Here is a 20559-nt window from a genome sequence, read left to right as displayed (position 1 = left end):
CTATTAAAATCTAATGTGTATGTCATTATCTTACCTTCTCCACCTCAAATTTTACTGAACCAAAGCTGGGCTTCGTAATTAAATACTTTGATTTATCAGCACTTCTTACAATCATAACTTCCTCACTATCTCGCTCCGCAGTACTTAATAACTGCTTATAGAAATCTTCAAATTGAATTGCTATATTCATTTCATTTTTATTAGGGCGATAGCCACCTTTTACTTTTAACAACAGCTCATACAGCCTTAAATCTAAGTTGAATTCTGATTTACAAAAGCCCAAGGTTATATAGTTATCAAATTGGAAAATTACTTTATTTGATGCCTGTGCACCAAACGTTTTCCCCACATACTCCCTTAATTTCAATTGAAACGCTAAGCGATGTGATCGACTTAAATCATTCGATACAAAATAATAATTCGGTTGCGGTGATCCCTTCCATTTAATAAACGCTTCTTTTACAACAGTAAATAACTTCACCATTAACTTATTATCACCTGTATGGAAGCAGTATAGATACTTAACGAAATCATGGAATGTTTCATATACGGTAGATTCTGTTAAATCCTTCATTCTAATAATGAATTTAGATAGCTCTTGTAATTGATTTTTTTCAATTGCCTGCTGGTACATATTCCGGTAAATATCAGACTGCCAATCTATTTCACATTCATTAAAAATATTTTGAATAAACACTTGTTTTTCCGATAATATATATAAATTAGAAATTAACTCATCATTTTCTTTTACACGTATGTGTAATGGGTCTATTGTATAAATTTTTTCAAGTAAGGGTGAACGATCCGGATGATTAAATAAAAGATTTGGCAATGTATTCTCAATGCTAAAACCGGTCTTTTTTTGATTCAATTCTAACTCTGCTGGCACAATTATCGTGAAAATAAAGTTATAGAACGCTCGAGTAGATAGCATAATCTTATCCCGCAAAATTACATGGTAAATCTTCTCCAGTACACGAACACGAATTGTTTCATTTTGTAAAAGTTGATAGTTCGCATGTGCAATTGTCAAAATACCCTCCTCAACATCTTGTTTCCATGCCTTATAAATTGGATTCCCACTATTTCCCTGTACAATTTTTGTAAAAATTGATTCTAAAAAAGGAGACCTTGCTCCCTCAGATGTTAATGTAAAAACTCGTTCGGTCGCAAAATTGTACAATTGAAATCTTTTGTCGTAGTTCCTTCCAGTGAGTAATGCATTTTCATCAAACACACCATTATCATCAATAAACTTCCTTAATTGTACAAATTGACCTTTTTCCATTTGAGAAATATAAAAATTATGCATTACCCCAAGATTAATCGCTACTATTGTATGCTGAGTTGGAATATGTCCATCATTAAATCCTTTTAAAATTCTCTCTAATGTTTCAATAGAAGATTCATTTGGATTGTATGATTCCGTCGCATCATTATGTACAAAAACATTCGAAAATAGCGAAGGATATGCTGAATTTAAATATGAAAGCAAATGTGACTTTCCATCGCCAACAGACCCACACAGTAAAATTAACTGTTTTTCATCCTGCTTCTCCAGACTCTTTAATGCCTCAATGATTTTATCTTCAATCGTGCGCTTTGTATGCATATATTTTGCAAAAGATGAAAATGTATTCGTATGGATAACTGTCTCTTTTGATGAACTTTGTAACATTTTTATTTGATTTAAAAATTTCGATTCTGAACTCGGAACTATATTATTCATTACATCCTCCTTAATTTCATTTATGAATATTTTACCATTATTTGTTCGTTAAATAGCAACATAAAAACAATTCAATTCTGAATTTATTTGTCCAAAAGGATTTTCTATAAACTAATTCATTTTTATATTTAACCTTATTGATAATATGTTCAGATTGTAAACCCACATTATTAATAGATTAAATATGTGGCAATTAATTAACTATCCCCCTTTAAAGAGATTCGCCCTATAAAACTTATTTACAAAAAAACAACGCCTATTTCAGCGTTGCTGTCCTTCTTTCAAAATATGTATGAAGACGATATTCACATATCTCCTTCGTCCATTCGAATAAGATCTCTTCATCTTCTTTTCTAACATCCATATTTAGAGAAAAGAAGTTTTCATCAAATGATAATAAACCTTTCGAACTACCACTCCATTTTGTCATTGGCATTGTAGCGATTAGTTTACTAACTTTTTCTTCATCATATTCCCACATACGTTGTGCTTGCTTGTCACTAAAATCTATTTTCTTGCGGTATTCTTTTTCCATTAAAAACTGATAGAAGAATGGTGCAACTTCTTCTGATGAGATAGGATGGTACCATCTTTCTTTTCCACGTTGCAACATCGCCAACAATAATAGCATTTTATAACTTTTTGCCATTCCTGTTTTTTCAACTTCTTGCAACCACGCTTCACAATGTAAAAACACTGTTTTTTCAAGTTCTGTTAATTCATCATTCCATGCTAAAAAGCCAACATATGATTTAAACTCTTGGCGATATTCTTTACTCTCTTCTATACCAAGTTTATGTAATTCTAAATATGTAGGTCGACGTCCAAGATCCATTTTTACAGTTTGATAGCTATGCTGCAATTTTTCTTTTCTCGGCATTTTCTTTTTCAGTAATTCATCTAATAACTGCTTTGCTTCTAATTCAAATTCTACTGTACATCCATCTGGCAATATATTTTGTGTACCATTTCCTTTCGTCTTTCCATCATCCACTCGAAGCATTTGCATTTTTATATCTGCATTTCGATAATTTGCAATTAAATCAATTACAACACAATACTCCTTATGCTCATGCAATCGTAAACCACGACCAATTTGTTGCGTGAAAATTGTTAATGATTCTGTTGGGCGAACAAATAAAAGTGTATCGACAGATGGAATATCAACACCTTCGTTAAATAAATCTACTGTAAAAATAGCATCTAGTTCATTATTATCCAGCTGTTTAATCGCATCTTCTCTGGAAATATGTTTTGTTTCCGAATGAAGTGAAATTGTACTATAACCGCTCTCATTAAAATATATAGATAAAAAGACTGCTTGCCTAATACTAGAGCAAAAGACAATTGTTCTAGTTTTTTTATATTTCTTCCAAGCTTCTAAAATATTTAAGGCGAGTTCCTCTCTCAACTGCACTTGCGCAAGTTCCTCACGATCATACTTATTGCCTATCCAACGTATTTGTGAGTAGTCAGTATCATCATGTACTCCATAATAGTGAAATGGAGATAACCATCCACGCTGAATCGCTTCCATAAAATCAATTCGATATGCAACGTTCCCATCACAAATCGAATAAATATCACGAAAATCATTTCGATCTGGTGTTGCCGTTATTCCCAATAAGAAGTTAGGATCAAAATAATCTAGTACTCTTTGATAACTGTTAGCTGCAGCATGATGGAACTCGTCTACAATAATAAGGTCAAAATCATTAGGTGAGAAGTTTTCTAAGTGACGCTTTCTACTCAACGTTTGAATAGATGCAAAAACAACATCCTTCTCGCCTTCCTTTTTCTTTCCATTATAAATCCCCGTAGTCTTATTATCGATTACACGTAGAAAAGATTTTTCTGCTTGATTTAATATTTCTTCTAAATGCGCAATAAATAAAACTCGCTTAAAACGTTTTGCAAAAAAAGCAGCTAAATAAGTCTTACCAAGTCCAGTTGCCATAACAACCATCGCTTTGTTGTATCCTTCTTCCAATACATTCTCTAATTGTTCCAATGCAGGTAATTGTGCAAAGCGTGGTACAATCTTTGTTTCATATACAGCTGATTCCTCTAATTCAATTTCTACTCCTGATCTCGCAGTATAATCCTCTTGTCCCGAGGGAATCATCATTTCAATCTCTTCTTGCTTTGTCCAAGTTCGGACTAAACTTGAATGAGTTGTATGAAATTCTTCATACTCTTTACGATATTGTTTAATTGTTTCTATATTAATAGGCTGAGTTGCTTCATTCATATGAATATGTAAAAATTGATCAATCGCCTCCGAAAAAGCTCCCTCTCCAACACTCTCTTTCACAAGCAAGCTCCATTCCACACCACTTGTTAGCGCGGAACGAGACATATTAGAAGAACCAACAATCATAACTCCTTCGCTCTCATGCTCAAATAAATAAGCCTTCGGATGAAATGATTTTCCTGCACTCCTCCACAGTCGAATATCAATATCAGGATGAATTTCATACAATTTCTCTAAAGCATCTGGTTGCGTAATATACAAATAATCTCCTGTACAAATCTTAATATCTACATTCTTTTCTGCTGCTTTCCGCAAAAAAGAGGCTAAGATATCTACGCCTGATTTCATAACAAACGAAGTTAAAATATATATCGATTTTGCATCATCCATATAGCGCTCTAGCTTATGGATCAAATTATTCGTAACGAGCTGTACATTAGTCATCATGTACCTCAACTAAAAAAATTCTCTCCTGAAAACCACCACGTTTTTCAGCCTTCTGTTTACGTACCTGCTCAACAGCCTCTAACGTTACACCTTCATATTGTGCTAACGCATTCACTAGCTCTAATAAATCAGCTAATTCTTCTACTTTATGTTCTTTACTTTCAGCCTCTAAATACTCAGCTAACTCCTCTTGTGTTTTCTTACTCACTTCTTCTATATATTCTTTTTCATCTAGTATTCTAGTTGTGAATGTTTTTCCATTATTCTCGATAATTTCTGGTATGCGATCTCTTACTAATTTGTTGTAGGTTGGCATTTGAATTCCTCCATGGCTAATATTGTAACTTTTTGATTATATTATACAAGATTTAGTACTTTTCTTTCTATTTGCATACAATAAATATTTAAACAATATATTATAATTCAATAAATAAGGCCATATCAAAAACATACTCTGATGTTAGTTTGATACAGCCTTATCTTGCATATAGATATTACTTTAAAAACTCAAACTTCTTTTTATTATTTTAAAGTAATAATATTATTGAACTTTTAATCTACCTACAAAACATTACTATCCTTTAAATAATCATAGAGCTTATTATCCACCGATTTCTCCATAATCATATTCATCGTAACAACCGGCAGTTCTTTTCCATTTTTATCTTGCATTTCAGTTTGTTCTACACTTGTTTTATCAGGTCTCGCTTTTCCTAAATAGTAAAAGTCGCTTCCCTCGTCATCATCTTTTTTCACAAAAATATGGACGTCAATATTATTTTCTTTAGCATCAATAATTGTTTGAACTTCCTTCGATTTTAATGTTCTATTACTTCTTGTATACCATTTAAGAACATCTTGATTAAGGAATTCATCACCATAGTTCACACTCGATTCTACCTCATCGTTTTTATGATATGTGACAAATATTGGGCAAGTACCGTATTTGGTTTTATAGCCATACATAGTTGAAGTCTCATCAATGTGCCAATTTAAAAGTTTACATGCATCTTTTCTTGAATATTTTTTATATATAGTAAGGTTACTATCACACTCATAGTTTTTGTTTTTTTCTTTCGCACTTTTAATGATGTCCATTACCATGTACTTGAAGTATTCATTCTGTTCTAAACTTTCTCGGATTAGATCATTAAACATGTACTTATTATCTTCTTGTAACGCGAGAATTGGCTTTTCACCATATTTTTTCTGGTTATTCTGTGTGAAAAACGATAACTCAAAAACCCGCTGCACAGAAGTAATCGTAGCATCATCTGTTAAGCAATTAGATTCTTCAAGTTGTTTTATATACTCATCCTTATCAACTTTTTCTTGCTTTAATAATAAGTCTAACAAAACGATTTCGTTTTTACGTTTTCCATTTAATACTTCCAATGAAAACATCGTTAAAACTTTATTTTCGTACTCTGTTAATGCAGGGAGATCCTCTTTCATTTTCAATAAAAACTGATAATAGTTCGAATACCCTTCTACAAGTACAACTGGATCAATAGAATGGTTTACGATAAAGTCATATAGATACGGAATTCTTCCTATTCTATTTTTCAACTCACCAAAAGCTTCCTTTAATACTTTCATAGCTGTTAAATTGCTTTCGTTAATTGCTTTAAAGATCTGCTTTTTCGCTATCTCTTCAAAGTTAACTGTTGAAATACCTTTAATATAACTCGTGTCATTTGTATATCTACGTATATTATCTTTATTTTGTGATTTATCTCCGGAAAGGGCAATCGGAATTAAATAGTTGTTTTTATAGTTTCCAATAAAATCAATGATCGTAACAAAATCTTTTGAATCGTGTTTTCGAAGTCCACGCCCCAATTGCTGTATAAAGATAATACTCGATTGAGTTTGTCGTAACATAACAACTTGATTCACACTCGGAATATCAATTCCTTCATTAAATATATCCACCGTTAAAATATAATCAAGTACGCCATTTTCTAATTGATTCACGCGCAATTCTCTTTCCTCTTGGGAATGATCTCCTGTTAATGCAAATGTGCGAAAACCTCTATTATTTAAGGCATGTGATAATTGTTCTGCCTCATCTTTTCGGCTGCAAAACATTAGTCCTGTTACTTTCTTACCAGAAAAACCGTAATATTTTACTTTTTCAACTATATGATCCACTCGTTCTTCCGTAACAAGCTTAGATAAAACAGTAGTGTCATCTATCTTTTCACCATTATATTCAAAATCAGTAACTCCAAAATAATGAAAAGGACAAAGCATATCTTCTTCAAGTGCTTCTTGCAATCGAATTTCATAAGCAATGTTGTAATCAAATAGCTCATAAATATTAAAATTGTCTGTACGTTCAGGTGTAGCGGTCATTCCCATTAAAAATTTCGGTTTAAAATAATCAATGACTCTATGATAAGAACTAGCACCAGCTTTATGAACTTCATCTATTAAAATATAATCAAATAACCCAGGATCAAATTGATGTAAATTTTCTTCCTTTGAAATAGTCTGGATTGTCGCAAATAAATATTTAGCATTTATTTGCTTATTTGATCCTGATAAAACTCCAAAGTCCTCATCGGCTCCACCAAGAACCTTTTGAAAATCTGATTTTGCTTTATTTAATATTTGCTCCCGATGAACAATAAATAGCATCCGTTTAGGTGCAAAATTTCTAACATCAAATGCCGAAAGATATGTCTTACCCGTTCCTGTTGCGGAAATAACTAATCCTTTTGCTTCTCCAGCGTCTCGAATAGCTTGTATTTCTTGTAGCGCAGCTTGTTGCATTTTATTTGGCGTAATTTTCAACGCTTCTTCAATTGCATTATGATATTGACCAGGTAATTCTATAACTCGATCTAGCAACTTATTCTCTGCAACTTGTTCATATATTGTTTCGTAATTTGCAATCAACTCTTCAGTTAATACTTGAGAATGCTCCCAGACTTCTTCAAATTGATTTTTAAAATGCTGTACTATCTCTCCATCTTCATGCGATGTTAACTTAACATTCCATTCATAGTTTACCTTTAAAGCATGTGCAGTCAGGTTTGAACTACCAACAATTAATGAACAATTTGTTTTGTTATCAAATATGTATCCCTTTGAATGAAAACCAGATAAATTTGTTAATCTTACTTCTACATTTTCAAGTTTCATTAACTCTCTAAACACTTTTGGTGTATTAAAATTTAAGAATGTAGATGTTAATATACGTCCTTTAACTCCTTTTTGTTTAAGATCAAGGAAATGCGATTTTAAAGTCGCCAGCCCACTTTCCGTAATAAAAGCTACTGAGAAAATAAAGGATGTACTATTTTCTAGCTCCTCCAACAATGAACTTAAAACATTTTCATTTTTTTTCGTATTGTTTACTAGTAATTTAGGCTTATATATTCCAGGATGATTATGTTTTTGATCAATAAACCCTTTATATAAAGACCCTTCTAACTTTTGAATAAAATTCTCCATATGATCACCATTTATGACAAATTTTTATACTAATTGTATTACTCACTGATTTAAAGTGCAAATTTATTACAATAAAAAAACTATCCGCCTAAAACGGATAGTTTTATCAAATTACTTTATCAGCGATTCTTTTGATAACTTCTCAATAGTTGGGATATCCGCAGGTGCCCACTCTAAAGCTGCTAGTTCATTCGGATGTAACCATTTAATTGCTACGTGCTCAGTTAGAACCGGACTTCCTTCAACAAGTTTACAATAGAAAGTTTTCAAATGAACAATACCAAAATCATACTCATAGGCTGTATAATCAATTTGCTCACCAATCTGCACGCTACAATGCATTTCTTCATCAATTTCACGCTTTAACGCCTCTTGAGGTGTTTCTCCCTCTTCTATTTTCCCACCTGGAAATTCCCACATAAGGGGTAGCGATTTAGATGGTCCTCTTTGTGCACATAAAATTTTCTCATCTTGAACAATTACTGCTCCAACAACATAAATATTTTTCTTCATTATGTCCTCCTTAAATCTCACAGAAACTCTATACTTTATGTTTCCACACTTTATAGACTGAAAAATGCCTTTTATATCTTTTAACGACTAATATATTTTTAATCAGTAAGCTAGATTTTATCTATCCCTATCTAGCCCTTTTAATACAATTAGCCTAACACTCTCATCTCTTTTATATTATATAGAAGTAACTACAAAAATAAAGCCTGATTGAATACTTCCCTCTTAAGCCTCTTTTTTCACCATTTCCTCATACCTAAAATGACACTCCTCCAAAAACCCCATACTCTCCCCACTATCCTTATAAAAACTCTCCCAACCCCGCTCCCTCAAAATCCCCTTCCAACTATCACTCTCCACCATCCTCTTAATAACACTATCCCAATAAGCAACCTCTTCCTCCGTCATATCTTTCGGGCCCATAATTCCTTTCCAGTGCTGGAAGATGACGTTGATTCCTTGTTCTTTCCAGGTTGGGATTTCTGGTAGTCGGTCTAGGCGTTTTGGTGCGGATACGGCTAGTATTTTTATTTTGCCGGCTTTGTATTGTTTTTCGGCTTCGGATAGGGTCATGGTTGCGGCGCCTATTTGTTTGTTCGTTAGGGCGTTTATGATTTTTTCTTTGTTTTCGTAGACGAAGAATTGTAGTTCGGCTGGGTTTATGCCGAAGGCTTTGCTTACTTGTACGAATGATAGGTGATCGTCGTTTCCTAGGCCGGGGGCAACACCGATTTTGAAGTTTTTCTTGTCTTGTTTTAGTTGTTCCATTAGTTGTTTTGCGTTTTCTATGTTTGATTCTTTTGATACGACAACGACTTCCCAGTCCGATGCGAGTGTTGCGAGCGGTGTGAAGTCTTTATATGTTAGTTTACTGTGGCCTAGTAGGTTGTTCGTTATGAGTAAGCTTGAGTTAATTGCCAGTACGTGACCGCCTTTTTGTTTCGTATATTTCCATCCGACATCACCGCTGCCACCTACTTTGTTTGTGACTGTGATTGGTTTTGTGAAGATTTTTTCTTCTGTTAGCGTTTTTTGCATCGCTCGTGCCGTTAAGTCCCATCCTGCTCCTTGGACGTTCGGCGCAACGATTTCTACTTTGTCGATGTTCATTTTATTCGTATGGGATTTTTCTGAGGCACAACCAGCTATTACTCCTGTCATGATCCATATACATAGTAATAATCGTTTTTTCATAGTCCTCGTCCTATTCGATACTTTCGTTCTGGTCGTCCGATAATGCCGTATGTGTATTCTACTGTGCATTCGTTTGTTGCTACTAAGTATTCTAAATATCTTCTTGCGGTTGTTCGGGAAGCCCCCATTTGTTCTCCCATTTCTTCTATTGTAATTCCCTCTTCGAACCCTTTTATAATTCCTTTCACCTTTTGCAGTGTTAACGGATCAACACCTGTCGGTAAGTTTTTCATATGTTGTATTTGCGAAGTGCCGAAAAAGTTATCGATGAGTGCTTGATTCACTTCATTGTTACTATGTAATAATTGCTTCTTTCTCTTATAGTCTTCAATGGTACGAACAAATTTTTCTAACGTGACCGGTTTTATAAGGTAGTTGCTTACGCCGTTTCGAATTGCTTTTTCTAACATATGGTTTTCATTCGCCGCTGTAACCATAATTACGTCAACGTTTGGAAAGTCGGCATGGATTTGTGGTAATAAGTCGGTTCCAATTCCGTCTGGTAAGTAATTATCTAATAGAAGCAAATCGATTTCTTCCCTTTGTAGTAGTTCCATCGTTTCTTTTGCGTTCAACGCTTTTCCGATTACTTTTACGTCCTTTATTTTTGATAAAAACTCCTCTTGAATTTGCGCGACGCGGAAATCATCTTCTGCAATTGCAACCTTCAACATATGCCCATCCCCCTGTTTGTCATGTACTTTCTCTCAATGTTTTCGGAAGGTAAATTGTAAAAATAGCTCCCCCATTTTTCTCATTTTGAATTTCAATTGTTCCCTCTAGTAGATCTACCATTTCTTTCACATTCGCTAATCCGTAACCACGATCATTTCCTTTCGTTGAAAATCCTTTTTGAAAAATAGTCGTGATTTTTTCTGCCGGTATCCCTGCTCCACTATCTATTACTTCAAATACAATGTCATGTCCAATATCCGTAACGAAGAAGGAAACATTCTTCTCCTCTCGTTCACTAACCGCATCAAACGCATTGTCGATTATATTTCCAAGAATCGTAATAAGGTGCGAAACTTTTATATGGTCTGGTAACGGATGAAGCGCACTATCTCCTTCAATATGAAAATCGATTTTCTTCTCAGATGCTGTTCCGATTTTCCCTAATAAAATAGCTTGTACTTTCGCATCATGAATTTGATGGAATAAAATATGATTTTGGCTTTGATGAATGTTAGATTCTTGCTGGATAAATTCAATCGCTTCTTTGTAATGTCCTAACTGAAGTAATCCCGATAAGACGAACAGCTTATTTGTAAATTCATGTGTTTGAGCGCGTAAGTCCTCCGAATACTTTCTTACCTCAGATATTGTGTTCACTAAGTTTTGCAGTTCTGTTTTATCTCTAAAACTACATACAACGCCTACCGTACTGTTATTTTCAAGTATCGGTGTCCTATTTAAAATAAACACTTTATCTTGAAACGCGATTTCTTGATCGTTTTCTAGCACTCTCTCCATATTAAATTCTGGTAAAACTTTTGAAATGTGCTGCTGCATATAATCACCATTTACATGTAGCATCTCTTCTGCAGAGGTGTTCATCATCGTAATCAAACCATTTTGATCAATGGCGATAATCCCTTCTTTTATAGATAGTAGTATCGCGCTTCGTTCCCGGTATAACGCTGCGATTTCATTCGGCTCTAAACCGAGTGTATCTTTACGAATGCTACGCGCTAAAAGAATGCCACCAACAATTCCGGCTAATAATACCGCTACGGAGAAGAGTATAATTTCTTTCGTTCTGCTCAATATGTTAGATTCAATGCCTTTTATTAGAAACTCTACTGTCACAACGCCTACTACTTGATCGTAATCTCCGTTATGAACAATAATAGGTGCCTTCGCCATTAAAGCTGGACCATTTGTACCATTTCCTTCGATTGTATAATAGCCACCAAAAGTAAGTGCCTCATAGTTATACGGGTTGTTACTCTTTGTTCCAATCAACTCAGAATTAGAATGGGAATACATAACCCCATAGCGATCTTCTACAATGACGTAATCTGCACCAGCTTGCTCACGAACTTGTTCCGCAATGGATTGGATAGTACTTTTATGCTCGTTATATTGAAAAGCCTCTTTTATCGCTGGCATAAAAGAAAGAGATTTAGCCGTTTGCAGTGCTAACTGTTCTACTTGGCTCTTCGTATCAACGGACTGAATGTAAACAAATATTCCCGCTAATAGGAGAACGACAAATAAAATTAACGTAATAATTAAGCTTACTATTTTCGTTTGCAATGACACTTTGCGTGATTTCTTCATGCTTCATATCCTTTGATAAAATATTCAAAACTATCAATCTCCTTTTTCTATTATTATGACAAAACTAATAATGAAGCAACTATTAAAACTCTCCATGTACATAAAGTACAAAAAGAATAAAATTGTCATAATATTGAGATTTCATTCTATAAACAGTACAATTCAACTACAATGAACACGCTTTCATATATACCTTTTATTACTAAGCAAGAGGAGGAATGATTATGGCTCAAGCAAAATCTAATCGAGTCGCCGGCAATATTTTCAAAGGTTCTGTCGGCAATTTAATTGAATGGTACGACTGGTACGTTTACTCTGCTTTTGCTGTTTATTTTTCAGCAGAGTTCTTTCCTAAAGGTGATCCAACGAGTCAATTACTGAACACAGCAGCTATTTTCGCAGTTGGATTTTTAATGCGCCCTATCGGCAGTTTGCTAATGGGACGATATGCAGATCGGCACGGACGCCGGGCAGCATTAACTCTTTCCATTACGGTTATGGCCAGTGGTTCTTTAATTATCGCCTGTACACCTAGTTACGAAAGCATTGGGATTATGGCGCCGATCATCTTAGTTCTTGCCCGTTTATTACAAGGATTATCACTTGGCGGAGAGTATGGGACTTCCGCAACATATTTATCTGAAATGGCTAGTAGTGGCCGCCGTGGTTTTTATTCAAGTTTTCAATATGTAACGCTCGTTGCTGGACAAATGGTTGCGTTAGGCGTTCAAATTGTTCTTCAACAATTACTAAGCGAACCAGATATGAAAGCTTGGGGATGGCGTATTCCGTTCATTATTGGAGCAATGGGCGCAGTAGCTGTATTATGGCTTCGCCGCACGATGGATGAGTCGGAGCAATTCTCAAACATAAAATCACAAAAACGCGAAAGCGCAGGAACCATTAGCGCTCTTATGAAACATCCGAAAGCTGTATTAACAGTAGTCGGCCTAACATTAGGCGGCACTGTCGCATTTTATACGTACACAACATATTTACAAAAGTTCATGGTAAACACAGTCGGCCTTCCGAAAGAAGTTGTAAGCTGGATTAACTTTGTCGCACTACTTATATTCGTCGTACTTCAACCGATTGCAGGACTACTATCCGATAAAATCGGACGCCGTCCACTATTAATGGCTTTCGGTATTCTCGGAACGTTACTAACAGCACCGATCTTCTTCTTCATGGAAAAAACGACAGAACCAATCGTAGCATTTTTACTCATGATGGTCGGCCTCATTATCGTTACTGGTTACACATCAATTAACGCAATTGTAAAAGCCGAACTCTTCCCAACTGAAATTCGCGCACTTGGCGTAGGTTTACCATATGCACTAACAGTTGCGATATTCGGTGGAACAGCTGAGTTCATCGCATTATGGCTAAAGAGTATCGGAATGGAATCACTATTCTACTTCTACGTAGCTGGATGTATTGCAATCAGCTTTATTACGTATTGGCGTATGGATGAGTCATCGAAGACTTCGCAGATTGAGGCGGAGCTTGGTGGTGGGGATACACTAGCTAGTAATAAATCTAGTTAAAATTATGTATTCTATGTTCTTCGTTTATCTGAACTCGATTTGCTTTATATAAAAAGCATAATTCATTCATATATAATTTAAAAACCTCTACTTATATGTAGAGGTTTTTGTATGACGAAAAAACACGTAGTTCCATTGTTATTTTACAAACCCAAAATTCTCCCTCCTCATTAAAGTGGACAAATTTATTACTTAGAGTGTCTAATAAGTGTATTCCTAATTTGAAAGTAAAAGTTGACTTCCCACCAATTCCCCTAATATCCTCAAAATACACAACAAAAGTATACATTCAAGATATTGAAAATAAAGAGATAAAAGATATGAAGTAAACCCTCAAACGTCATTGTTCCGAACGGGACTATATTCTGTTCCTATCTACTCCTCTCATAATTAAGTATGAGAATTATTCATTTTAACTATTGAATTTAATAAAAAATCCTCTATGAATGATAATTCATAGAGGATAACATAACACACAATTATCAATATTTTTATTTATCTTCTATATTTTTAAGATAATTATCTAAAAACTTTTTATCAATTTCATTATCGGGAGTAATACCAAGATATTTGTATTTCCATATTATCTCCCTTTCTGTAGGATTATGTTCAGGGGATAACACATCTGTATAATCATATTCTATTTTGAATTTTCCTGAATCATGTAGAATTAATGTTAAGTTTGTCCATAATTCTTGTTCATTTTCCTTAAATTCTTCACGTAATTTCTCTAATGCGTCATATAGTTCGAATAATAAGTCATCATAAATCTCCTCATCTACATCATATACTTTTGGAATATTATTCGAATAAATAAAACCATCTTTTTTAGGAGTAGTAAAGAAGAAGTACGCTTCTGTTGAATCCTCTAATAATTCAGCATATAGATAAATTTCGTTCCATTCCCCTGGTATAATTTCATCTATTTTTGTACCTATTTCTTGATAAACTATTTCCATTTTTTCAGTTTCCATACTTATCCTCCAGATTGATTTTTTATCCTAATTTTTTTAATTTCTCCATTAATCTCATAAGCTATTTTAAATTGAGAAGGTCTTATACTATCATCCGAATATATAGGCTCTATTTTTACTTTCACCGTTTTTCCATCCGCTAAAGCTTGCGACCACTTTTGTTCAAGACTATACCATTTACCTCCAGAACGATTTATTTGTGAATTCATTGCCACCAAATTATCAATATCACCAGATCCCTCAAACATACTTGCGATTAAATGACCTCCATCATCATCTTTTAATCTATCATTTCTTCCATTCGGTCCATTTTGTCCAGCTTTTCGTTGTGCATAAGGATTTCTTTTAGCATCTCCTATTTTTAATTCTCCTTCTACACTAGTAATTCGCCTCTCACTATCAGTTTTATATGTATGACCTGATGGTGATTTATACTCTACATCTGGTGCAAGTACTTTTCTGCGTTTAACTCTTTCATAATGAGCTCCATATTATACTTTAGCGGATAAAAGCGTATCCTTTGCTTGATTAAACTCAGGTATATTAAACCTGGATTGTCCACCACTTCCGCCAGCAAAAGCAAATTGGTCTTTCAATGGTATTTGATTCGAAACGGAAGAGATACCTTCTAGACTTTTGCTAGATTCGCGCCTTCACCGAGTGTAGTTATTTTCCCTACTCAGCCTATCCCTTTATCCCCAATCCATCCTATCTCAACTTCCATAAAAATACTTGTTCCCGATTTTGCACGACTTTCTGCATCACCATGCCAAAAATCATTCACAAATGAATTAGAAAAAGTATTATACGCAGTAGATGCTGTCTCTAGGGGATGACCTATAGCATACTTAATATTTTCTTTTGTTACTGTATCATCTAGTGAATTGAATCCTTCTACAATCCCTCCGATAACTTGCCCAGAACCAACGTATATACCGTCCCAAACTTTTCGAAGCATAGATTTTTCAGGGGGGGTATCATACATTGTACCTTCTTCGATATTATCATCTGATAAATTGCTATTTACAAAATTGTCCGCTTCGTGTGCCTTAGCTTCTGTCATTTTTTGAATGGAAGTCGTCCAGTCCATATTCAACCCCTGTGTACTAAATGTACCACTTACGGGACTAAACCCTTTCCCACTTTGAACTTCCGCAAGACCTGCAGCAATGCTAGTTGCTAATTGAATTGCTGTACTATAATTATTACTAGAGGTCTGATTGAATTGATACAAATGATCCGGCTTTTCTTGCAGTTTTTGCCTCATAACAATAAAAAGATTTACCATGGCATCCATACCCGGGATTGGCATAGCTTGATTAACAGCTTCCATACTTGTTTTCATTCGGTCAATTTCTCGAATTTGTTCTAATATCTCGTGTTCAATTACATCTCCCTGAGCTACCTGTGATTGAAATTGACTTGGAAAGGCATTGTTTTGTCGGATTAGCTCTTCACATAAGTAAATGATTCCTTGCGCTAAAGGACGAAAGGTTTATACAAAAAATGCTTTTGCACTGCTATATGTTTGCCCTTGTAAAACAACCACTAAGAACTACTAAACATAAAACAAATAAAATTGTATTTTTAAAAATTTTCAACATCATTCTCCTTTCTATTCACAATAAAAAATTCACCACTAAACTTATAAAACAACTATAATAAGGGGTAGCATCAACATAGACTTATATTCTCTATAAAACCTGCTATAATAGGTTTTTACACCCTTAGCATACAATTTTTCACTTTCGGTAATGTGCCCCCTATTTGAAGGGTAATTGAAATATTAAGACCAACTGATAGAGGTGTTTATGTGGAATTATTTGAGTATTATAAAAAGAAAGGGAAGTTTAAATTTTTTATTGGAATTGGTGTTTTTATTTTGGCACTATGTGCTGTATATGAAAAGTGGGGACATATTAATTGGGGACAGGTTATTTTTATTGTTATAGTTTCGTTTGTTTTTTTAGGAATTGGTTTTTTGCAATTAAGAAAAGGGAAGTTATTAGAAAAAAATATTGTTAAAAATAGTATAACACTTTGGGATACTAATACTTTTGTATTATTAGAATTACCAGAAGGTAATAAACATTTTGGATTATATACTCCTGATGGAGCTTATGTAGCAGGAACAAAGCTAATTTCAACTGATATGATGACAGTATCTTCTTTAAAAAATAAACACGTTGTTGGATTGGAAGCAAGTGATGGAGAAATTCTTGCATACTTTCATAGTGAAGTTGAAAATTATGATTGGGCTATTTATGATTCGAATTATAATTGTGTAGGTATGTTTAAAGAAAATATGATACAAGGATTTGGAATGGTACGTGGTTCTTTGATGAATGAAAAAGAGATAAAAATTTCTGAGATAGAAGTGGAATTTGATTTTTTCGAAACGTCTTTTCGTACAATGGATGATCGTATATTAATAAACTGCAAGAGGGGATATATGCCTTTAGAATGGAGTGAAAGATTTGGCTTAAATGTACCTATTATTAAATTAGGTAATAATATTTCTAATACTGAAAAAATATTTGGTTTAGGTATTCTTCTTTATATTTTAGAAACAATTAAAGTAAGAAAAAGTAGGATTTTTAATGATTAGAATTAAATATTTACATTATAAAATTTATTGAATCTTTTATTAGGGATTACATCGCTGAAAGTAAAATATTGTATACTTCTGAATTACTTTACGTTCACTTCTTGAAATTGATGAGCATTTGTTATGCCAGAACCAACTGGAAATGGAAACGGCAAGCGAGTATACTCCGCTTGCCGTTTTTTCATAGCTTCGTATGTATTTGAATTCCTTTCGCTTTCTCTTCTTCACCCTTCACACGTACAATTAAATCATATGATCCGGATTTTGGCGCTTCAAAAGAAAGCAAACCTTCTTTTTGAGAAGTGACTTCTTCTTCATAAATGACCTTATCGTCTTTTGTGACTTGCAATAAAATCGTACCTTCTTCAACTGCTGCCTCATAAGGAATTTCCACATTTCCTTTTTCAGCTTTAAGCGTTTGTACATCGTAATACCCCTGCAAAGAACCAATTGTTAAAGTCGTTTCGCCATTTTTTTGAACCTTTGTGACTTTTGTTGCTGTATTACATGCGCTTAACAATACAACAAGAGTGAAAATGAGAAATGAGCGAAGTAATTTCATAGAGAGTCCCCTTCCTTTAAATATATATGTATTAACATTCATCCATTAACTATTTCAAAAACACTAACAGCTTAAAAGAATCACCGTTTTTCTTCAACTTCTTTTTTAAATAATTTTTGAAACTCTAATTCTGTTTCATTAATAAAACCAAGATGTAAAACACTAGAAATATCTTCATGATTCAAAAAGAAATTATACTCCGAAGAAATATTACCATGAGGAAAATAACAACATACATAATCCCATGTTCTTTTCGTTTCAGAATCCATCTGTTTTCTTCCATAAACCATTAATGGATGTTCCCAATCTTTAAACATTACAACAGAACCTATTGGAAGTAATTCTAACTCTAAATTTTGTACCATCTTAGTTTCCCCTTCTTAAAATAGCCTTTTTTATAATGAAATAAGTGACAGAAAACAACAAACAAGTACCAATTGTACCAAAAACTGCAACCGAAATGTTACCTGCTAATGTTTCATTTGGATCCAATGCATTAGGTAAAATTGTACCAAAAATTGCAATACAAGCTAATATAATCATAAGATATTTAAAATTTTTCACTTTTTTATTCATACTAATTATCTCCTTTATTCCTTAACACTAACTTCTAAACCAAATCCCCATAAACCTACACCAGGACCAAATGGTGCATGGAATTTGAATCCACTTTTTCCAGCTTCAAAAGATCCCCCGAGTGTTCCAAGCGATGCAGATCCCCCAATTTGTAACTTTTTATCCATAAATGGAATAGGAATTTTTATAGCACTCTCATATTTTACTAGAGTAGCTTCAGCTCCTATATGTAAATTTCCATTTTCCACATGAGCACCTAACTCTGCAGAAGCAAGCGCTACTTTAGCTTCAGCTCCAGCTCCAAAAACAATATCCTCTTGTTCTATTCCAGCTTGAGCTACTGTAAACCCAACTTTAGGTCCATAAGTTTGTTCCCTCTTTTCTTTATCTTTTACATTAAATTGATCATAAGTACGAGAACTTACAAATGGCTCTGCTTCAAGTGTAAGACCTTTAATAAATATACCACCATATCCCTTTTCCTCAGTAAATGATTTTTCATACTTTTTACCATTTATTATACTACCAATTCCTTTTACAACTACTCCAGTAACTGTTGCTACTCCATTAGCTGTTTCCTTTACCTCTTTTGAATCCATCAAAAACCAATCATTTTTAACAGCTTCTTTTTCAATTTGAACAGCATGAACTTTATCTTCTGATTTTTTTTGAATAGCTACTGTCCATTCCATATTTAATTCTTTCACACTAAATATCCCTGTTAAAGCATTAAAACCTTTTCCACTTTGGACTTCCGCAAGACCTGCAGCAATACTCGCTGCTAATTGAATTGCTGTACTATAATTATTACTAGAGGTCTGATTGAATTGATACAAATGATCCAGCTTTTCTTGCAGTTTTTTCCTCATAACAATAAAAAGATTTACCATGGCATCCATACCCGGAATTGGCATAGCTTGATTGACAGCTTCCATACTTGTTTTCATTCGGTCAATTTCTCGAATTTGTTCTAACACTTCTTGTTCAATAACATCAGTTGAAGCTACCTGTGATTGAAATTGACTTGGAAAGGCATTATTCTGACGGATTAGTTCTTCACATAAGTAAATAATTCCTTGTGCTAGAGGACGAAAAGTTTGTACAAAAAATGATTTTGCACTGCTATACGTTTGCCCTTGTAACACAGTATCAATTGCAAAAGCATCAATCGACTGAATCGCTTGTTCCATACCTTGAATGGTGGCCGTACATACAGCATTCATACTTTGAGTTTGGTTCTGTACTTCTCCCAAATACATATTTAAACTCATGAATTAGCCTCCTTTACTAATTGTTGTTGCTGATATGAAAGGGCGTTTTCTAAATCACTAAGATCTCGTTTCTCTTTAAACAATGTTTCTTTTTTGTTTTCCAATTCAAATGTGACTTTTCGTTCAATATGTTGTGCATCTTGATACGTATTCATAAAAAACTGGGACATTTCTCTATCACCATGCCAAGTTCCTAAAATTCGTTCAAACAAACGACGATTTCGACTCCTACATTCATAAAAATCTGCTTCCGCTTGTTCCTGAGCTTGAATCGCGAATTGATTTCGGTCCTGTTCTTCAAATACATTTCGTAACTTTAGATTTAACTCTTTAATTTTATTTTCAATATCTCGACCCATCTTTTTCCTCCTACTATTTTACTTTACGTAGGTTGTCACATCAGCGAAAAGTATTGTGAAGTTCGTTATCCATTCTCTCAAATTCTTTAGCTACCGAATGAATATTATCAACCGCTTGCTGGAAGGCAGCGGAAAATTGTTTCGTCAAGTCTAAAACTTGCTGATTCGCTTCTTGTGATTTGAAATTAACAGACAACGTTGTACGCGCCGCCTTTGTTATAGAACGACTGGTTGCACTTTGAATCCTATCAGAGGCTGATCCCATTTTCGTAGCAATTTGCGTTGCTGTTTGTAAATTACTTTGAAATTGTCCCATTCTTTCAAACCCTTTCTATAAGTTTTCCAAACGCATCAAAGAAATCTCATTAAATATATATCCCTATCAATCGCTCGCTAGGCATGCAATCAAATGAGCCATACAATATAAGCTGTATGGCTCATTTGAAATGCTTGTTATATAGAATAAAGCGTTTTTAATTCAAACCGAAATTACGTGATAATTCTTCATCATGAGAAGCAACAGCCTCTGCAGTTTTATTAAGCTGCATATTAATTTCTTGTAATAGCTGTGCAAAGTTTTGTACCTTTGGCTTTAATTGATTGAACTGTTGGTCAAAACCTTCAAAAGCACGTCCTTCCCATTCTCCTCTTAATTCATTTTGTAAGTTTTGTAGTTGACTTAAAATGTCCTCAATTTGATTTGCACCTTGTCCATATCGAGCCGCTTTCGATTTAAGCTCCTCTGGTGACATACGAATTTGTCCAGCCATTTTCATTTCC

Annotated in this window: 19 protein-coding genes and 1 pseudogene; 2 read left to right on the top strand and 18 right to left on the bottom strand. The window is 34.1% G+C overall.

Going from position 1 to position 20559, the window contains the following annotated elements; all coding sequences use genetic code 11:
• Positions 1-25: 25 nt before the first annotated feature.
• From dptF to DOS87_RS04860, 8 genes are all read right to left on the bottom strand, one after another.
• On the bottom strand, positions 26-1729 hold the full coding sequence (gene dptF, locus DOS87_RS04895) for a DNA phosphorothioation-dependent restriction protein DptF (protein WP_256942096.1): 1704 nt from the start codon (positions 1727-1729) through the stop codon (positions 26-28).
• 256 nt (positions 1730-1985) lie between these two features.
• Entirely contained in the window at positions 1986-4427 is a 2442-nt protein-coding gene (locus DOS87_RS04890; protein ID WP_086398405.1) for a DEAD/DEAH box helicase family protein, read from the bottom strand.
• On the bottom strand, positions 4420-4746 hold the full coding sequence (locus tag DOS87_RS04885) for a nucleoside triphosphate pyrophosphohydrolase (RefSeq protein WP_001143692.1): 327 nt from the start codon (positions 4744-4746) through the stop codon (positions 4420-4422). The genes DOS87_RS04890 and DOS87_RS04885 overlap by 8 nt, the downstream gene beginning before the upstream one ends.
• A 245-nt stretch (positions 4747-4991) precedes the next feature.
• Positions 4992-7892 (bottom strand): DEAD/DEAH box helicase, encoded by a 2901-nt coding sequence (locus DOS87_RS04880; RefSeq protein WP_086398404.1) that lies wholly within the window; start codon positions 7890-7892, stop codon positions 4992-4994.
• A 111-nt stretch (positions 7893-8003) separates the two neighbouring features.
• Positions 8004-8405, bottom strand: a complete 402-nt coding sequence (locus tag DOS87_RS04875; protein WP_000739607.1) for a (deoxy)nucleoside triphosphate pyrophosphohydrolase — start codon at positions 8403-8405, stop codon at positions 8004-8006.
• 225 nt (positions 8406-8630) lie between these two features.
• A complete protein-coding gene (locus tag DOS87_RS04870; RefSeq protein ID WP_208730217.1) occupies positions 8631-9599 on the bottom strand; it encodes a tripartite tricarboxylate transporter substrate binding protein in 969 nt (322 codons plus the stop codon).
• Positions 9596-10273 carry a response regulator gene (locus DOS87_RS04865; protein WP_150158495.1) on the bottom strand — a complete coding sequence of 226 codons (678 nt, stop codon included), beginning with the start codon at positions 10271-10273 and terminating at the stop codon, positions 9596-9598. Before DOS87_RS04865 ends, DOS87_RS04870 begins: the two co-directional genes overlap by 4 nt.
• 19 nt (positions 10274-10292) lie before the next feature.
• Positions 10293-11882 (bottom strand): ATP-binding protein, encoded by a 1590-nt coding sequence (locus DOS87_RS04860; RefSeq protein ID WP_208730216.1) that lies wholly within the window; start codon positions 11880-11882, stop codon positions 10293-10295.
• A gap of 224 nt (positions 11883-12106) precedes the next feature.
• Between DOS87_RS04860 and DOS87_RS04855 the strand changes: the two genes are divergently transcribed.
• Positions 12107-13429: an MFS transporter gene (locus DOS87_RS04855; protein WP_208730215.1), complete on the top strand. Its 1323-nt coding sequence runs from the start codon at positions 12107-12109 to the stop codon at positions 13427-13429.
• A gap of 491 nt (positions 13430-13920) precedes the next feature.
• Here DOS87_RS04855 and DOS87_RS04850 read toward each other — a convergent pair whose 3' ends face one another.
• The 3 genes and pseudogenes from DOS87_RS04850 to DOS87_RS04845 all read right to left on the bottom strand — a co-directional run.
• Entirely contained in the window at positions 13921-14403 is a 483-nt protein-coding gene (locus DOS87_RS04850; protein ID WP_000447112.1) for an antitoxin YezG family protein, read from the bottom strand.
• Positions 14404-14405: 2 nt separating this feature from the next.
• A complete protein-coding gene (locus DOS87_RS30010) occupies positions 14406-14789 on the bottom strand; it encodes a DNA/RNA non-specific endonuclease (protein WP_225986872.1) in 384 nt (127 codons plus the stop codon).
• A gap of 120 nt (positions 14790-14909) precedes the next feature.
• Positions 14910-15946 (bottom strand): annotated as a pseudogene (locus tag DOS87_RS04845) (cytoplasmic protein); the annotation flags it as partial.
• A gap of 270 nt (positions 15947-16216) precedes the next feature.
• On the opposite strand from DOS87_RS04845, the gene DOS87_RS04840 reads away from it, so the two are divergent.
• Complete coding sequence (locus DOS87_RS04840) at positions 16217-17011, top strand: hypothetical protein (protein WP_000418489.1); 795 nt, start codon at positions 16217-16219, stop codon at positions 17009-17011.
• A gap of 181 nt (positions 17012-17192) precedes the next feature.
• On the opposite strand, the gene DOS87_RS04835 is transcribed toward DOS87_RS04840, so the two are convergent.
• From DOS87_RS04835 to DOS87_RS04805, 7 genes are all read right to left on the bottom strand, one after another.
• A complete protein-coding gene (locus DOS87_RS04835; RefSeq protein ID WP_000771854.1) occupies positions 17193-17573 on the bottom strand; it encodes a BA_1872 family lipoprotein in 381 nt (126 codons plus the stop codon).
• Between the two features lie 80 nt (positions 17574-17653).
• A complete protein-coding gene (locus DOS87_RS04830) occupies positions 17654-17938 on the bottom strand; it encodes a DUF4176 domain-containing protein (RefSeq protein ID WP_000250499.1) in 285 nt (94 codons plus the stop codon).
• Between the two features lies 1 nt (position 17939).
• Positions 17940-18149, bottom strand: a complete 210-nt coding sequence (locus tag DOS87_RS04825; protein ID WP_001036918.1) for a hypothetical protein — start codon at positions 18147-18149, stop codon at positions 17940-17942.
• Positions 18150-18163: 14 nt separating this feature from the next.
• Entirely contained in the window at positions 18164-19420 is a 1257-nt protein-coding gene (locus DOS87_RS04820) for a T7SS effector LXG polymorphic toxin (RefSeq protein ID WP_098578210.1), read from the bottom strand.
• Positions 19417-19779: a DUF3958 family protein gene (locus tag DOS87_RS04815; protein WP_044783270.1), complete on the bottom strand. Its 363-nt coding sequence runs from the start codon at positions 19777-19779 to the stop codon at positions 19417-19419. The genes DOS87_RS04820 and DOS87_RS04815 overlap by 4 nt, the downstream gene beginning before the upstream one ends.
• Positions 19780-19819: 40 nt before the next feature.
• A complete protein-coding gene (locus DOS87_RS04810) occupies positions 19820-20095 on the bottom strand; it encodes a TIGR04197 family type VII secretion effector (protein WP_000529664.1) in 276 nt (91 codons plus the stop codon).
• 157 nt (positions 20096-20252) lie between these two features.
• Positions 20253-20549: a WXG100 family type VII secretion target gene (locus tag DOS87_RS04805; protein ID WP_000918592.1), complete on the bottom strand. Its 297-nt coding sequence runs from the start codon at positions 20547-20549 to the stop codon at positions 20253-20255.
• Positions 20550-20559: the final 10 nt, after the last annotated feature.

Origin of the sequence: Bacillus sp. CR71 (assembly GCF_003429245.1) — a bacterium.
Classification (GTDB): Bacteria; Bacillota; Bacilli; order Bacillales; family Bacillaceae_G; genus Bacillus_A; species Bacillus_A thuringiensis_S.
Note: the sequence above shows the minus strand (reverse complement) of the source record. Positions and strands in the feature narration are given on the sequence as shown.

Bases quoted from the DNA above. Each gene is read 5' to 3' on its own strand.
- DOS87_RS04810 (WP_000529664.1), bottom strand. From the start codon at position 20,095: ATGGGACAATTTCAAAGTAATTTACAAACAGCAACGCAAATTGCTACG.
- DOS87_RS04880 (WP_086398404.1), bottom strand. From the start codon at position 7,892: ATGGAGAATTTTATTCAAAAGTTAGAAGGGTCTTTATATAAAGGGTTT.
- DOS87_RS04835 (WP_000771854.1), bottom strand. From the start codon at position 17,573: ATGAAATTACTTCGCTCATTTCTCATTTTCACTCTTGTTGTATTGTTA.
- DOS87_RS04890 (WP_086398405.1), bottom strand. From the start codon at position 4,427: ATGACTAATGTACAGCTCGTTACGAATAATTTGATCCATAAGCTAGAG.
- DOS87_RS04830 (WP_000250499.1), bottom strand. From the start codon at position 17,938: ATGGTACAAAATTTAGAGTTAGAATTACTTCCAATAGGTTCTGTTGTA.
- DOS87_RS04850 (WP_000447112.1), bottom strand. From the start codon at position 14,403: ATGGAAACTGAAAAAATGGAAATAGTTTATCAAGAAATAGGTACAAAA.
- DOS87_RS04860 (WP_208730216.1), bottom strand. From the start codon at position 11,882: ATGAAGAAATCACGCAAAGTGTCATTGCAAACGAAAATAGTAAGCTTA.
- DOS87_RS04820 (WP_098578210.1), bottom strand. From the start codon at position 19,420: ATGAGTTTAAATATGTATTTGGGAGAAGTACAGAACCAAACTCAAAGT.
- DOS87_RS04865 (WP_150158495.1), bottom strand. From the start codon at position 10,273: ATGTTGAAGGTTGCAATTGCAGAAGATGATTTCCGCGTCGCGCAAATT.
- dptF (WP_256942096.1), bottom strand. From the start codon at position 1,729: ATGAATAATATAGTTCCGAGTTCAGAATCGAAATTTTTAAATCAAATA.
- DOS87_RS04855 (WP_208730215.1), top strand. From the start codon at position 12,107: ATGGCTCAAGCAAAATCTAATCGAGTCGCCGGCAATATTTTCAAAGGT.
- DOS87_RS04870 (WP_208730217.1), bottom strand. From the start codon at position 9,599: ATGAAAAAACGATTATTACTATGTATATGGATCATGACAGGAGTAATA.
- DOS87_RS04885 (WP_001143692.1), bottom strand. From the start codon at position 4,746: ATGCCAACCTACAACAAATTAGTAAGAGATCGCATACCAGAAATTATC.
- DOS87_RS04825 (WP_001036918.1), bottom strand. From the start codon at position 18,149: ATGAATAAAAAAGTGAAAAATTTTAAATATCTTATGATTATATTAGCT.
- DOS87_RS04805 (WP_000918592.1), bottom strand. From the start codon at position 20,549: ATGGCTGGACAAATTCGTATGTCACCAGAGGAGCTTAAATCGAAAGCG.
- DOS87_RS04815 (WP_044783270.1), bottom strand. From the start codon at position 19,779: ATGGGTCGAGATATTGAAAATAAAATTAAAGAGTTAAATCTAAAGTTA.
- DOS87_RS04875 (WP_000739607.1), bottom strand. From the start codon at position 8,405: ATGAAGAAAAATATTTATGTTGTTGGAGCAGTAATTGTTCAAGATGAG.